We start from the raw sequence: 12,595 nt of genomic DNA, 5'->3' as shown, positions 1-12,595 counted from the left end.
ACTATCTAGGAGGGAGTTCATGTCATCAGGTCTGTTGTTAGCGCTAGTGTGTGCGGTGCTGGCGGTGCTTTACGGCGCCATTTCCAGCAAGTGGATCCTCAGCCTGCCCGCCGGTAACGAGCGGATGCAGGAAATCGCCAAGGCCATCCAGCAGGGGGCATCCGCCTATCTCAACCGGCAATACACCACCATCGGCATCGTCGGTGCGGTGCTGTTCGTCGTCATCGGCATTTTTCTCGCCTGGAGCACCGCCATCGGTTTCCTCATCGGTGCCGTGCTCTCCGGTGCCACCGGCTTCATCGGCATGAACGTCTCGGTGCGGGCCAACGTGCGCACCGCCGAGGCTGCCCGGGGCGGCATCGCTCCGGCCCTGGATGTGGCCTTCAAGGGCGGCGCCATCACCGGCATGCTGGTGGTGGGCCTGGCGCTCCTGGGGGTGGCCGGCTACTACGCCGTGCTCAAGGCCGGCGCTGCGCCCGGCACGGAAATCCACCACATCGTCGAGCCCCTGGTGGGCCTGGCCTTCGGCGGCTCCCTCATCTCCATCTTCGCCCGTCTCGGTGGCGGTATTTTCACCAAGGGCGCCGACGTGGGCGCCGACCTGGTGGGCAAGGTGGAAGCCGGCATTCCGGAAGATGACCCGCGCAACCCCGCCGTGATCGCCGACAACGTGGGCGACAACGTGGGCGACTGCGCTGGCATGGCGGCCGACCTGTTCGAGACCTACGCCGTGACCGTGGTGGCCACCATGGTGCTGAGCGCCCTCATGCTCAAGGGCGTGCCGGCGGCCAACGACAACCTGGTGGTCTATCCCCTGGCCCTGGGCGGCGTCTCCATCATCGCCTCCATCATCGGCTGCTTCTTCGTCAAGACCACGGAAGGCGGCAAGATCATGGCCGCCCTCTACCGCGGCCTGGCGGTGGCCGGCGTGCTGGCCCTGATCGCCTTCTACCCGGTCACCACCTGGATGCTGCCGGAAGGCGTGCCCCTGGCGGACGGCAAGGTCATCGGCGTCAATGCCATCTTCGGCGCCTCCGTCGTCGGCCTGGTGCTGACCGCCGTGCTGGTGTGGATCACCGAGTACTACACGGGCACCGACTATGCGCCGGTGAAGCACGTGGCCTCGGCCTCCCAGACCGGCCATGCGACCAACATCATCGCCGGCCTGGGGGTGTCCATGAAGTCCACGGCCCTGCCGGTGCTCTCGGTGTGCGTCGCCATCCTGGTCTCCTACGGCCTGGCCGGACTCTACGGCATCGCCATCGCCGCCACCTCCATGCTCTCCATGACCGGCATCGTCGTCGCCCTGGACGCCTACGGCCCCATCACGGACAACGCCGGCGGCATCGCCGAAATGGCCGAGTTGCCCGACTCCGTGCGCGGTGTCACCGATCCCCTGGATGCGGTGGGCAACACCACCAAGGCCGTGACCAAGGGCTACGCCATCGGTTCCGCCGGCCTCGCCGCCCTGGTGCTGTTCGCCGACTACACCCACGCCCTGGAGACGGCAGGCCTCAAGCTTTCCTTCGACCTTTCCGACCACATGGTGATCGTCGGCCTCTTCATCGGCGGCCTGATCCCCTACCTGTTCGGCGCCATGGCCATGGAGGCCGTGGGCCGGGCTGCCGGTTCGGTGGTGGAGGAGGTGCGGCGCCAGTTCCGCGAAGTGAAGGGCATCATGGAAGGCACGGCCAAGCCCGATTACTCCCGGGCGGTGGACATGCTGACCAAGTCCGCCATCAAGGAAATGATCATTCCCTCCATCCTGCCCGTGGCAGTGCCGGTGCTGGTGGGCCTCTTCCTCGGTCCCAAGGCTTTGGGCGGGGTGCTCATGGGTACCATCGTCACCGGTCTCTTCGTCGCCATCTCCATGACCACCGGCGGCGGTGCCTGGGACAACGCCAAGAAGTACATCGAGGACGGCCACTTCGGCGGCAAGGGTTCCGATACCCACAAGGCAGCCGTCACCGGCGATACCGTGGGCGACCCCTACAAGGACACCGCCGGCCCGGCGGTGAATCCCCTGATCAAGATCATCAACATCGTGGCCCTGCTGATCGTGCCCCTGGTGGTGAAACTGATGGCCTGAGGCTTTCCTCCGGCAAGCAAAAGGCGGCTGCGGCCGCCTTTTTTCATGGCCGTGCCGGCGGCGGACTAGCGGCCGCCGGCCACGTCCAGGATGGCGCCGGTGGTGTAGGAGGCGTCTTCCGACAGCAGCCAGAGGATGGCCTTGGCCACTTCCTCCGGTGTGCCGCCCCGCTGCATGGGAATGCCCGTTCGCAGCCGCTCCACCCGGCCCGGCTCGCCGCCGCTGGCATGGATGTCGGTGTCGATGAGGCCGGGAGCCACCGCATTGACGCGGATGCCTTCTGCCGCCACCTCCCGGGCCAGACCCAGGGTGAGGGTGTCGATGGCGGCCTTGGAGGCGGCGTAGTCCACGTATTCCCCGGCCGCGCCCAGGCGGGCGGCGCGGGAGGAAAGATTGACGATGGCGCCGCCGTGGCCGCCATGGCGGGTGGACAGGCGGCGCACTGCTTCCCGGCAGCAGAGGAAGGTGCCGGTGACGTTGGTGGCGAAGATGCGCTGCAGGCGATCCCCGTCCATGTCCTCGACCCGGGTCTGGTGCTCCAGGATGCCGGCGTTGTTGACCAGGGCTGTGAGGGGGCCGAACCGCTGTTCCGCCGCGGCGAAGAGGGCCCGGATTTCCTCTTCACGGCTGATGTCGGCCTGGAAAGCCAATATCGGCGCGCCTTCCCGGCCACTATCCCGGCCACTCTCCCGGGTCACTTCCGCCACCAGCTGTTGCGCCGCCGCCGCATCCTGGCGGTAGCTGAAGCACACCGCGTAGCCGGCCCGGGCCGCCAGGCGCACGGTGGCGGCACCGATGCCGCGGGAACCGCCGGTGATGAGGAGGGTCTTGTGCATGGGCTGACTCCTTGTGTCATGGGGCGGCTATCGCCCCGCCGGCCCAGCTTAGCGGGCCGGACCGGCGGCGTCCATGGGCGTTTCCCCGGGGGGCGGGTCTGTGGCAGCATGCTTCCTCCGCCACGCCCGACTGCCGCCATGAGCCCTGTCTTTCATACCGCCCGCGCCGACATTCCCGCCTACCGCACCAAGGACGGCTCGGAAATCCGCGAACTGATGCATCCCGACGTCCACGGCAACCGCCAGCAGAGCCTGGCCGAGGCCACGGTGCCGCCGGGAACGCGCACCCTGCTGCACCGGCACCGCCTGAGCGAGGAGCTGTACCACGTCACCGCCGGCCACGGCGTCATGATCCTGGGGGAGCGGCGTTTCCTCATCGCCGTCGGCGATACCGTGCATATCGCCCCGGGCACCGCCCATGCCCTGGAGAACAGCGGCGACCAGCCCCTGGTGGTGCTGTGCGCCTGCAGCCCGGCCTACCGCCACGACGATACGGAACTGCTGGAAGCGGAAGCGGGGAGCGGCGTCTGACCATGGCCTTCGATTTCGATACCCCGGTGGAGCGCCGGGGCAGCGACAGCTTCAAGTGGGGCCGCTACGCCGGCCGGGACGTGCTGCCCCTGTGGGTGGCCGACATGGATTTCGCGGCACCGCCGGCGGTGCTGGAAGCCCTGCGGCAGCGGGTGGATCACGGCGTCTTCGGTTACGGCGGGGCCACGCCCGAGGTGACCGGGAGTGTGCTGCAGGCCCTGGACCGGGATTACGGCTGGCAGGTGCAGGCCGAGTGGCTGGTGTGGCTGCCCGGACTGGTCACCGGCCTCAACGTGGCCTGCCGGGGCCTGGCGGGGCCGGGGGAGACGGTGCTCTCGGCAGTGCCCGTCTATCCGCCGTTCCTCTCCGCTCCGGCCCTGTCGGAGCGGCGCCTGGCCACGGTGCCGTTGCACTGCCAGGAGGGGCGCTGGTGCTGGGACTTCGCAGCCCTGGAAGCGGCGCTGCAGGCCGATCCCCGGCCGTCCCTGCTGCTCCTCTGCCATCCCCACAATCCGGTGGGCCGGGCCTGGAGCCGGAGCGAACTGGAGACGGTGGCAGAGCTGTGCGGGCGTTACGACGTGCTGGTCTGCTCCGACGAAATCCACGCCGACCTGCAACTGGAACCCGGCGCCCGCCACCTGCCTTTCGCCTGCCTCGACGCCGAAGCCGCCCGGCGCAGCGTCACCCTCATGGCGCCCTCCAAGACCTACAACATCCCGGGGCTGTCCTGCGCCTTCGCGGTGATTCCCGACAGCGCCATCCGTCGCCGCTTCACCCGGGCCATGGCGGGCATCGTGCCACATGTCAATGTGCTGGGACTGGCCGCCTGCGGTGCCGCCTACGCCCATGGCGAGCCGTGGCGCGAGGCCCTGCTGGCCTATCTACGGCAGAACCGGGAGCGGGTGGTGCAGGCGGTGGCCGGCTGGCCGGGGCTGGAGATGGTGGCGCCGGAAGCCACCTATCTGGCCTGGATCGACGCGCGGCAGAGCGGCCTGGAGGAGCCGGCCCGGGCTTTCGAGGCCGCCGGCGTGGGGCTGTCGGACGGCCGGGAGTTCGGCGCCCCCGGTTTTGTCCGTCTCAATTTCGGCTGCCCCGGGGCCACCCTGGAGGCAGCCCTGGAGCGCATGGGGCGGTTGTTCAGGCCTTGAGGGCAGGGTTGAGGCTGTAGGTGCCGGTCAGCTGGGCCTGGGCCAGGATGTGGCCCTCCATGGCCTGACGCAGGTCGGCGCCGCTGAAGCGGCCCGTCACCGGCAGCTGTTCCACGTCCAGGGCGTAGATGGTGAATACGTAGCGGTGCCGCAGGGCATCGTTCCAGGGCGGGCAGGGGCCATCGTAGCCGTAGTAGTCGCCGCTCATGTCGCCGTCGCCGGCGAACCAGCCGGTGTAATCGTTGATGCCGTGGCGGCTGCCTTCCAGGCTGGCGGGGCCGGGCTTGCCCCGGGGCGTCACTTCGCTGCAGAACTCGCCGGCCCGGATTTCCCGGCGCATGGCGGAGATGTCCGTCAGCACCCAATGGAAGAAATCCACCCGGGGCAGGTCGGCCGGCACGCTGCGGCCTTCCTGGTTCACGTCGTCGCCTGTGGACGGCACGTCGGGGTCGTGGCAGATGAGGGCGAAGGAGCGGGTGCCGATGGGCACGTCGCTCCAGCGGAGGTGGGGGTTGTGATTACCCCCGAGGCAAACGTGGTGCTGGGCGTGGGGGATACAGAAGGCGAATTCCCCGGGAATCGGCTGGCCGTCGCTGAAGCTCTTGCTTTCCAGTTTCACGTTGCACTCCTCCTTGAAAAGTGCCGGTCGTCGGACTATTCCGCGGCCCGGCGTTTGAAGTCCCTCATTCTAAAGCCAAGAGCATAAAGGGTGGCGAAGTAGGCGAAGATGCCGCCGGCCACCAGGGCTCCCAGATGCAACAGGCGTTGCAGGGTGGAATAGAGCAGCCAGTCTGCCTCCCGGCCCATGCCCAGCCACAGGGCGGTGCCGAGCACCGCCAGGGCCGCCAGCAGCTTCAGCAGGAACGGCAGCCAGCCCGCCTGGGGTCGGTAGATGTCGTGCCGGCGCAGGCCCTGATAAAGCAGGAAGGCGTTGAGGCAGGCGGCCAGGCCGATGGAAAGGGCCAGGCCGGCATGTCCCAGGTCGAAGATGACGACAAAGAGCAGGTTCATGGCCTGGGTGGCGCCGAGGGAGGCCAGGGCGATCTTCACCGGGGTGCGGATGTTCTGCCGGGCGTAGAAGCCGGGCGCCAGGACCTTGACCAGGATCAGGCCGGTGAGGCCCACGGCGTAGGCCGCCAGGGCGTCCCGGGTGTGGAACACGTCGGCGCCGGTGAAGGCGCCGTGGTGGAAGAGGGTGGCGATCAGGGGGACGCCCAGGATGGCCAGGGCCAGGGCTGCCGGCAGGGTCAGCAGCAGGCACAGACGCAGGCCCCAGTCGAGCAGGCGGGCATAGTCCTCACCCTTGCCGTCGGCGTGGTACTTGGCCAGGGAAGGCAGGAGGATGGTGCCCAGGGCGGCGCCCAGCAGGCCGGAGGGGAATTCCATGAGCCGGTCGGCGTAGTAGAGCCAGGAGACGGAGCCGCTCTGCAGGAAGGAGGCGAACACGGTGTTGATGAGCAGGCTCACCTGGCTGACCGAGACGCCGAGTACTGCCGGGGCCATCAGGCGCAGGATGCGGCGCACCCCCTCGTCCTTCCAGTCGAAGCGGAAGCGGGGCAGCATGCCGATGCGGCGCAGGGCCGGCAGTTGCAGTCCCAGTTGCAGCACGCCGCCGACAAAGACGGCCCAGCCCAGCACCAGGGCCGGCTGGTCGAACCAGGGCGTGGCGAAGAGGGCCAGGGCGATGAAGCTGACATTGAGCAGCACCGGCGTGAAGGCCGGCAGGGCAAAGCGGCTCCAGGTGTTGAGGATGCCCCCCGACAGGGCCACCAGGGACATGAACAATATGTAGGGGAAGGTGATGCGGGTCAGGGTCACCGTCAGTTCGAACTTTTCCGCCTCGGCGGCAAAGCCGGGGGCGGAGATGTAGACCAGGATGGGGGCGCCGGCAACGCCGAGGGCGGTGACCAGGGTCAGGATCAGGAAGAGCAGGGTGGCGACCCGGTCCACCAGATGGCGGGCCTCTTCCTCGCCGCGGCGATTCTTGTATTCCCCCAGGATGGGGACGAAGGCCTGGGAGAAGGCCCCCTCGGCAAAGAGGCGGCGCAGCAGGTTGGGCAGCTTGAAGGCGACGAAGAAGGCGTCGGTGGCCAGGCCGGCGCCGAAGGCCCGGGCGATGACGAAGTCCCGGACGAAGCCGAGCAGGCGGGAGAGCAGGGTCATGCCGCTGACGGTGACCAGGGCGCGAAGCAGATTCATAGACGGGAAGCGTGGGGCCGGGGTGCCGGCGGCGTGGCGAAGGCGCTATATTAGCCCGTCCCCGGGCCGCGGGCGGGGCGAAAAGGTCAATTGCATGTAGTGCTTGCCTTTTTCCTGACGAACCGGTAAACTCGCGCCCTTTCGATTAACCCCCGTTTTCAGGAAGAATTCATGGCCAACAGCGCTCAAGCCCGCAAACGCGCGCGCCAGTCCGAGAAGCAACGCGCTCACAATGCCAGCCTGCGCTCCACGCTGCGTACGGCTATCAAGCGCGTCCAGAAGGCCGTTCTGGCCGGCGACAAGGCTGCCGCACAAACCGTATTCCAGCAATCCGTCGCCGTTCTGGACCGTATTGCCGACAAGAAAATCATCCACAAGAACAAGGCCTCCCGTCACAAGAGCCGCCTGTCCGCTGCGATCAAGGCCCTGGCTGCCTGATCTCCCGGTCTCCGGATGAAAAAAACGGCACCTGCGGGTGCCGTTTTTGTTTTCTGGCTCCCGGGGAGCCGGTATTCGTGGTCTTGCTGGTGTCGGGTGTGGAGTAAGCGTGCTTCGGCGGCGGGATGCCGGCCGATACCGGAGCGTCAGTTGTGGGGGCGTTCCGCGCCTTCGACGACCTGCAGTTCGTTGTCGTTGGCAAAGTTGAGCATGAACTTGTAGGCCATGGGTTCGAGGCGGCCCAGTTGGGCGTCCACGAACACGGCTTTTTCGCCCTGGAAGGTACAGGGGCCGACGAAGGGGGAGTATTTCATCTTCTTTTCGGCGCCAAAGGCAGACATGACGCCGCACAGGCGTTCAGCCCAGTCGCTGGGGCGAAATTTTCGCCCCTCCCGGGTCAGGCCGACAATGATGAAGTTGGGGGCTGCGTCTGTTGTCATGTCTCCACGTATTCTTATCGACTCGCCGGTGCCTTGTGGGTGCCGGTCGGGGTGGTGTGGATGTCGGGATGATGTCCGACTGCATCGGCGGGGAGGCTCCTCCGTGCGCCGCCAAGCATTCTAGCAGAAATGCCGCATTCGTCGTCGCTGGCGGCGGGCGGATTTTCCCGGGAGCGGGTGTCGGCAGGTTTTGCTTTCGAGAATGTTCAATGAAATTATGGTGGTGCGTTGCATAGTTAAATGTCTGTGCATATACTGCATCCCATCCCATTGAATTAAAGGGGGTCGTCGTGACGCCCGTCTTTTTCACCAAGTTCAGTTTCCGCATCCGCACCCGTACCGGTGCGGTGGTGGATCATCTGACCATTCAGGGACGCGATGAGGGTGAAGCCCAGCGCAAGCTGCGCCAGATGTACCGGGACTGCGAGGTGCTGGAGGCCCGCCGTCTGGCGGTGACCGGCCGGGCCGGGGCCAGCTTCGAGGAGGTGGTGGATTTGCTGTCCGGTTGAGCGGACGGTATTCCGGTAACGAGGGGCGCTGCGGCGCCCTTTTGCATTTCAGAGGAAGTCGCTGCCCCGCAGTTCGTCATGCAGGGCCAGGTAGTCCTGGGCGCCGTTGCTGGCAAAGGAGTGGGTGAACACGTCCTGGTTGAGGGAGGGGCTTTCGGCGACCGCCACGTTCTCGGAGATGGCGGTGCGGCAGACCTCGTCGCCGAAGGCGGCGCAGAGGCGCTGGCGGATGTCCTCGCTCATGCGTCGGCGCCTGTCGAAACGGGTGAGCACGTAGCGCCGCGCCACGCGCCGCTTCAGCACCGGCTCCAGGATGTCCAGGGTGCGGGCCATGTGGAAGGCGGCCTGGAGCGAGAGGAAGTCGGTGGAGACGGGGATCAGCACCCGTTCCACGGCAAAGATGGCGTTGAGGGCCAGGACGCCCACGTAGGGGCAGCAGTCGATCAGGGTGACCCGTTCGCCCTTGCTCTCTTCCAGGTGGTTGAGCCCCAGGCGCAGCTTGTTGAGGATGGTGGGGCCCTTGCCGTAGATGGAGTCCACCTTGATCAGCTGCTGGTGCGAGGGGATCAGGGTGCCGATCTCCGGCCAGGGCTGTTCCAGGTCGCCCAGGGGGCGGTTGTCCTGGTAGAAGGAATAGAGGGTGTGCTCCACCTGGTTGGGGGCGCCGCCGTGGATGCTGGAGAGGTGTCCCTGGGGGTCCAGGTCCAGGAGCAGGGGCGGGCGGTTGTGGCGGATGCTGGCGGCGGCAAGGTTGAGGGTGGTGGTCGTCTTGCCGACGCCGCCTTTCTGGTTGAAGATCGCCAGCCGGGGCATGTTGGAGTCCTGTTCGGTCTAGGTTTTACGGCACTCTCGGGCCGGGTGTCGCCTATACAAGGCGGCGTTTTTCGCTTAGTATTCAACCTTTAGCAACCCCGTATTTCTGGGCTTTTCACTACAGCACAGCACCGGGTACGGGGGCGCCACGGCGGCGGCACTGGCCGCCGTTTGTCATTCTCGCGCCCCTCGCCCGTCACTTCAAGGCAAGGTCATGCCCCACCTGATGAATACCTACGCCCGCCTGCCGGTGGCTTTCAGCCATGGCGAGGGGAACCGGATCTACGATACCGACGGCAAGTGTTATCTGGACGCCCTGTCCGGCATCGCCGTCAATACCCTGGGTCACAACCATCCCAAGCTGGTCAATGCCATCGCCAGCCAGGCGGCTCGGGTGCTGCACACCTCCAATCTATACCGGATTCCCCTGCAGGAGGAGCTTGCCGATCGTCTGGCCGGGCTTTCCCGCATGGAAGAGGTCTTTTTCTGCAACTCCGGTTGCGAAGCCAACGAGGCCGCCATCAAGCTGGCCCGCTTCTTCGGCCATCAGAAGGGCGTCGATGCGCCGGTCATCATCGTCATGGAAAAGGCCTTTCACGGCCGCACCCTGGCGACCCTGTCGGCCACCGGCAACCGCAAGGCCCAGGCCGGCTTCGAGCCCCTGGTCTCCGGTTTCGTGCGGGTGCCGTACAACGACCTGGACGCCATCCGCGCCGCCGCCGAGCTGAATCCGAATGTGGTGGCCGTGCTGCTGGAAATGGTGCAGGGCGAAGGCGGCATCCATGTGGCTGACCCCGAATTCCAGCGTGGCCTGCGCAGTTTGTGCGACGAGAAGGACTGGCTGCTGATGTGCGACGAAGTGCAGTGCGGCATGGGCCGTACCGGCACCTGGTTCGGCTTCCAGCACGCCGGCATCCTGCCCGACGTGGCCACCCTGGCCAAAGGCCTGGGCTCCGGTGTGCCCATCGGCGCCTGCATGACCGCCGGCAAGGCTGCCGGTCTGTTCAAGCCGGGCAACCACGGCTCCACCTTCGGCGGCAATCCGCTGGCCTGTGCCGCGGCCCTGACCACCATCGCCTGCATCGAGGAAGAAAAGCTGCGGGAAAACGCCGTGGCCCAGGGCGAGGCCATCCGTCGCGGGCTCAGTGAAGCCCTGGCCGGTGTCGGCGGCCTGGTGGAGATTCGCGGCAAGGGCCTGATGCTGGGCATCGAGCTGGACCGTCCCTGCGGTGAACTGGTGGCCAAGGGCCTGGAGGCCGGCCTGCTGATCAACGTCACCGCCGAGAAGGTGGTGCGCCTGTTGCCTGCATTGACTTTCAGCGCGGCGGATACCCAGGAGCTGGTGCAGCGCCTGGCCGCCCTGATCAAGGAGTTCCTGACGGCCTGAGGCAGTCGGGGAGGGGAGACCACTATGTCGTCAATCAAGCATTTTCTGCAGTTCAAGGATTTCACCCGGGAAGAGTTCGACTACCTGTTCGCGCGCACCCGCTGGATCAAGGACCAGTTCAAGAACTACAAGCAGTACTGGCCCCTGACCGATCGCACCCTGGTGATGATTTTCGAGAAGGCCAGCACCCGTACCCGCCTCTCCTTCGAGGCCGGCATGCAGCAGCTGGGCGGTTCCGCCATCTACCTCAACACCCGCGATTCCCAGCTGGGCCGCGGCGAACCGGTGGAAGATGCGGCCCAGGTCATCTCCCGTATGAGCGACATCGTCATGATCCGCACCTTCGAGCAGGAGATCATCGAGCGCTTCGCTGCCAACTCCCGGGTGCCGGTGATCAACGGCCTGACCAACGAATACCACCCGTGCCAGATCATGGCCGACATCTTCACCTACATCGAGCACCGGGGCCCCATCCAGGGCAAGACCGTGGCCTGGATCGGCGATTCCAACAACGTCTGCAACACCTGGCTGCAGGCGGCCGAAGTGCTGGACTTCAACGTCCACGTCTCCACGCCCCCGGGCTATGAGGTGGAGGCGGAACGGGCGGGCCTCTATGGCACCGCCAATTTCGAGCAATTTAGCGATCCCATGGAAGCGGCCAAGGGGGCCGACATCGTCACCACCGACGTGTGGACCTCCATGGGCTTCGAAGCTGAAAACGAGGAACGCCTGAAGGACTTCGCCGATTGGCAGGTCGACGGCGACATGATGCGTATCGCCAAGTCCGACGCCATTTTCCTCCATTGCCTGCCGGCCCACCGTGGCGAGGAAGTGACCGCCGAAGTGATCGACGGTCCCCAGTCCGCAGTCTGGGATGAGGCGGAGAACCGGCTGCACACCCAGAAGGCCCTGATGGAGTATCTGCTCCTGGGCCGCGTCAATTCTTAATCTTTGCAGGGAAGCATCATGAGCGACATCAAGAAAGTGGTTCTCGCCTACTCCGGCGGCCTCGACACCTCCGTCATCCTCAAGTGGCTGCAGGATACCTACCAGTGCGAAGTGGTGACCTTCACCGCCGACCTGGGCCAGGGCGAGGAACTGGAACCGGCCCGCACCAAGGCCCTGAAGTTCGGCATCAAGCCCGAGAACATTTTCATCGACGACCTGCGCGAAGAGTTCGTGCGCGACTTCGTCTTCCCCATGTTCCGCGCCAACACCGTCTATGAAGGCGAGTACCTGCTGGGCACCTCCATCGCCCGCCCCCTGATCGCCAAGCGCCTGATCGAGATCACCAACCTGACCGGTGCCGATGCCATCTCCCACGGCGCCACCGGCAAGGGCAACGACCAGGTGCGCTTCGAGCTGGGCGCCTACGCCCTCAAGCCCGGCGTCAAGGTCATCGCCCCCTGGCGCGAATGGGACCTGCTGTCCCGCGAGAAGCTGCTGGCCTATGCCGAGCAGCACGGCATCCCTGTGGAAATGAAGCACAAGCAGGGCGGTTCTCCCTACTCCATGGACGCCAACCTGCTGCACATCTCCTACGAAGGCCGTCACCTGGAGAACCCCGCCGCCGAGGCCGAGGAAGACATGTGGCGCTGGACCGTCTCCCCGGAGAACGCTCCCGATGCCGCCGAATACCTGGATCTGGAATTCGTCCAGGGCGACCTGGTGGCCATCAACGGCCAGAACATGAAGGCCCACGAACTGCTGGCCAAGCTCAACGAGCTGGGCGGCAAGCACGGCATCGGCCGCCTGGACCTGGTGGAAAACCGCTACGTCGGCATGAAGTCCCGCGGCTGCTATGAAACCCCGGGGGGCACCATCCTGCTGCGCGCCCACCGCGCCATCGAATCCATCACCCTGGACCGGGAAGTCGCCCACCTCAAGGACGACCTCATGCCCCGCTACGCCAGCCTGGTGTACAACGGCTACTGGTGGGCGCCCGAGCGCAAGGCCCTGCAGACCCTGATCGACCACACCCAGCAGACCGTGAACGGTACCGTTCGTCTCAAGCTGTACAAGGGCAACGTCATCGTGGTCGGCCGCGATTCCAAGACCGACTCCCTGTTCGACCCGACCATCGCCACCTTCGAGGACGATGCCGGCGCCTACGACCAGAAGGATGCGGGCGGCTTCATCAAGCTCAACGCCCTGCGCATGCGCATCGCCGCCAACCTCAAGGCACGCAAGGGTTAAGCGGAGGGT

The 12,595-nt window shown here is 66.2% G+C and carries 13 protein-coding genes; 8 read left to right on the top strand and 5 right to left on the bottom strand.

Annotated features, from left to right (window positions below):
• Positions 1 to 19: 19 nt before the first annotated feature.
• Positions 20 to 2,089 (top strand): sodium-translocating pyrophosphatase, encoded by a 2,070-nt coding sequence (locus tag OEL49_RS01420; protein WP_287873810.1) that lies wholly within the window; start codon positions 20 to 22, stop codon positions 2,087 to 2,089.
• Between the two features lie 65 nt (positions 2,090 to 2,154).
• On the opposite strand, the gene OEL49_RS01415 is transcribed toward OEL49_RS01420, so the two are convergent.
• Positions 2,155 to 2,925, bottom strand: coding sequence for an SDR family oxidoreductase (locus OEL49_RS01415; protein ID WP_287873809.1), 771 nt, complete (start codon positions 2,923 to 2,925; stop codon positions 2,155 to 2,157).
• A gap of 138 nt (positions 2,926 to 3,063) precedes the next feature.
• Here OEL49_RS01415 and OEL49_RS01410 point away from each other — a divergent pair, with 138 nt between their 5' ends.
• Both OEL49_RS01410 and OEL49_RS01405 read left to right on the top strand, forming a co-directional pair.
• On the top strand, positions 3,064 to 3,456 hold the full coding sequence (locus OEL49_RS01410; RefSeq protein ID WP_287873808.1) for a cupin domain-containing protein: 393 nt from the start codon (positions 3,064 to 3,066) through the stop codon (positions 3,454 to 3,456).
• A 2-nt stretch (positions 3,457 to 3,458) separates the two neighbouring features.
• A complete protein-coding gene (locus OEL49_RS01405; RefSeq protein WP_287873807.1) occupies positions 3,459 to 4,604 on the top strand; it encodes a MalY/PatB family protein in 1,146 nt (381 codons plus the stop codon).
• On the opposite strand, the gene OEL49_RS01400 is transcribed toward OEL49_RS01405, so the two are convergent.
• Positions 4,594 to 5,223, bottom strand: a complete 630-nt coding sequence (locus OEL49_RS01400) for a YbhB/YbcL family Raf kinase inhibitor-like protein (RefSeq protein ID WP_014238268.1) — start codon at positions 5,221 to 5,223, stop codon at positions 4,594 to 4,596. The genes OEL49_RS01405 and OEL49_RS01400 overlap by 11 nt on opposite strands.
• Before the next feature lie 35 nt (positions 5,224 to 5,258).
• Complete coding sequence (gene murJ, locus OEL49_RS01395) at positions 5,259 to 6,803, bottom strand: murein biosynthesis integral membrane protein MurJ (RefSeq protein ID WP_287873806.1); 1,545 nt, start codon at positions 6,801 to 6,803, stop codon at positions 5,259 to 5,261.
• Positions 6,804 to 6,974: 171 nt separating this feature from the next.
• Here murJ and rpsT point away from each other — a divergent pair, with 171 nt between their 5' ends.
• On the top strand, positions 6,975 to 7,241 hold the full coding sequence (gene rpsT, locus OEL49_RS01390; RefSeq protein WP_014238266.1) for a 30S ribosomal protein S20: 267 nt from the start codon (positions 6,975 to 6,977) through the stop codon (positions 7,239 to 7,241).
• A 146-nt stretch (positions 7,242 to 7,387) separates the two neighbouring features.
• Here the strand turns inward: rpsT and OEL49_RS01385 are convergent, their stop codons facing one another.
• Positions 7,388 to 7,681, bottom strand: coding sequence for a DUF3579 domain-containing protein (locus OEL49_RS01385; RefSeq protein WP_014238265.1), 294 nt, complete (start codon positions 7,679 to 7,681; stop codon positions 7,388 to 7,390).
• A 290-nt stretch (positions 7,682 to 7,971) separates the two neighbouring features.
• On the opposite strand from OEL49_RS01385, the gene OEL49_RS01380 reads away from it, so the two are divergent.
• Positions 7,972 to 8,190, top strand: a complete 219-nt coding sequence (locus OEL49_RS01380; RefSeq protein WP_014238264.1) for a hypothetical protein — start codon at positions 7,972 to 7,974, stop codon at positions 8,188 to 8,190.
• Between the two features lie 48 nt (positions 8,191 to 8,238).
• Here OEL49_RS01380 and OEL49_RS01375 read toward each other — a convergent pair whose 3' ends face one another.
• Complete coding sequence (locus tag OEL49_RS01375) at positions 8,239 to 9,003, bottom strand: ParA family protein (protein WP_287873805.1); 765 nt, start codon at positions 9,001 to 9,003, stop codon at positions 8,239 to 8,241.
• Positions 9,004 to 9,217: 214 nt separating this feature from the next.
• Between OEL49_RS01375 and OEL49_RS01370 the strand changes: the two genes are divergently transcribed.
• From OEL49_RS01370 to OEL49_RS01360, 3 genes are read left to right on the top strand one after another with little or no spacing between them, the layout of a single operon-like run.
• Positions 9,218 to 10,390, top strand: a complete 1,173-nt coding sequence (locus OEL49_RS01370; RefSeq protein WP_014238262.1) for an aspartate aminotransferase family protein — start codon at positions 9,218 to 9,220, stop codon at positions 10,388 to 10,390.
• Between the two features lie 24 nt (positions 10,391 to 10,414).
• Positions 10,415 to 11,338 carry an ornithine carbamoyltransferase gene (gene argF / locus OEL49_RS01365; RefSeq protein WP_014238261.1) on the top strand — a complete coding sequence of 308 codons (924 nt, stop codon included), beginning with the start codon at positions 10,415 to 10,417 and terminating at the stop codon, positions 11,336 to 11,338.
• Positions 11,339 to 11,356: 18 nt separating this feature from the next.
• Positions 11,357 to 12,586: an argininosuccinate synthase gene (locus tag OEL49_RS01360; RefSeq protein WP_014238260.1), complete on the top strand. Its 1,230-nt coding sequence runs from the start codon at positions 11,357 to 11,359 to the stop codon at positions 12,584 to 12,586.
• Positions 12,587 to 12,595 lie beyond the last annotated feature (9 nt).

The sequence above is a fragment of the Azospira sp. genome (genome assembly GCF_030247495.1).
Classification (GTDB): domain Bacteria; phylum Pseudomonadota; class Gammaproteobacteria; order Burkholderiales; family Rhodocyclaceae; genus Azospira; species Azospira oryzae.
This window is presented reverse-complemented; position numbering and strand designations above follow the sequence as displayed.

Coding starts and splice junctions, on each gene's coding strand:
- OEL49_RS01420 (WP_287873810.1), top strand. CDS start 20: ATGTCATCAGGTCTGTTGTTAGCGCTAGTGTGTGCGGTGCTGGCGGTG.
- OEL49_RS01415 (WP_287873809.1), bottom strand. CDS start 2,925: ATGCACAAGACCCTCCTCATCACCGGCGGTTCCCGCGGCATCGGTGCC.
- OEL49_RS01410 (WP_287873808.1), top strand. CDS start 3,064: ATGAGCCCTGTCTTTCATACCGCCCGCGCCGACATTCCCGCCTACCGC.
- OEL49_RS01405 (WP_287873807.1), top strand. CDS start 3,459: ATGGCCTTCGATTTCGATACCCCGGTGGAGCGCCGGGGCAGCGACAGC.
- murJ (WP_287873806.1), bottom strand. CDS start 6,803: ATGAATCTGCTTCGCGCCCTGGTCACCGTCAGCGGCATGACCCTGCTC.
- rpsT (WP_014238266.1), top strand. CDS start 6,975: ATGGCCAACAGCGCTCAAGCCCGCAAACGCGCGCGCCAGTCCGAGAAG.
- OEL49_RS01385 (WP_014238265.1), bottom strand. CDS start 7,681: ATGACAACAGACGCAGCCCCCAACTTCATCATTGTCGGCCTGACCCGG.
- OEL49_RS01375 (WP_287873805.1), bottom strand. CDS start 9,003: ATGCCCCGGCTGGCGATCTTCAACCAGAAAGGCGGCGTCGGCAAGACG.
- OEL49_RS01370 (WP_014238262.1), top strand. CDS start 9,218: ATGCCCCACCTGATGAATACCTACGCCCGCCTGCCGGTGGCTTTCAGC.
- argF (WP_014238261.1), top strand. CDS start 10,415: ATGTCGTCAATCAAGCATTTTCTGCAGTTCAAGGATTTCACCCGGGAA.
- OEL49_RS01360 (WP_014238260.1), top strand. CDS start 11,357: ATGAGCGACATCAAGAAAGTGGTTCTCGCCTACTCCGGCGGCCTCGAC.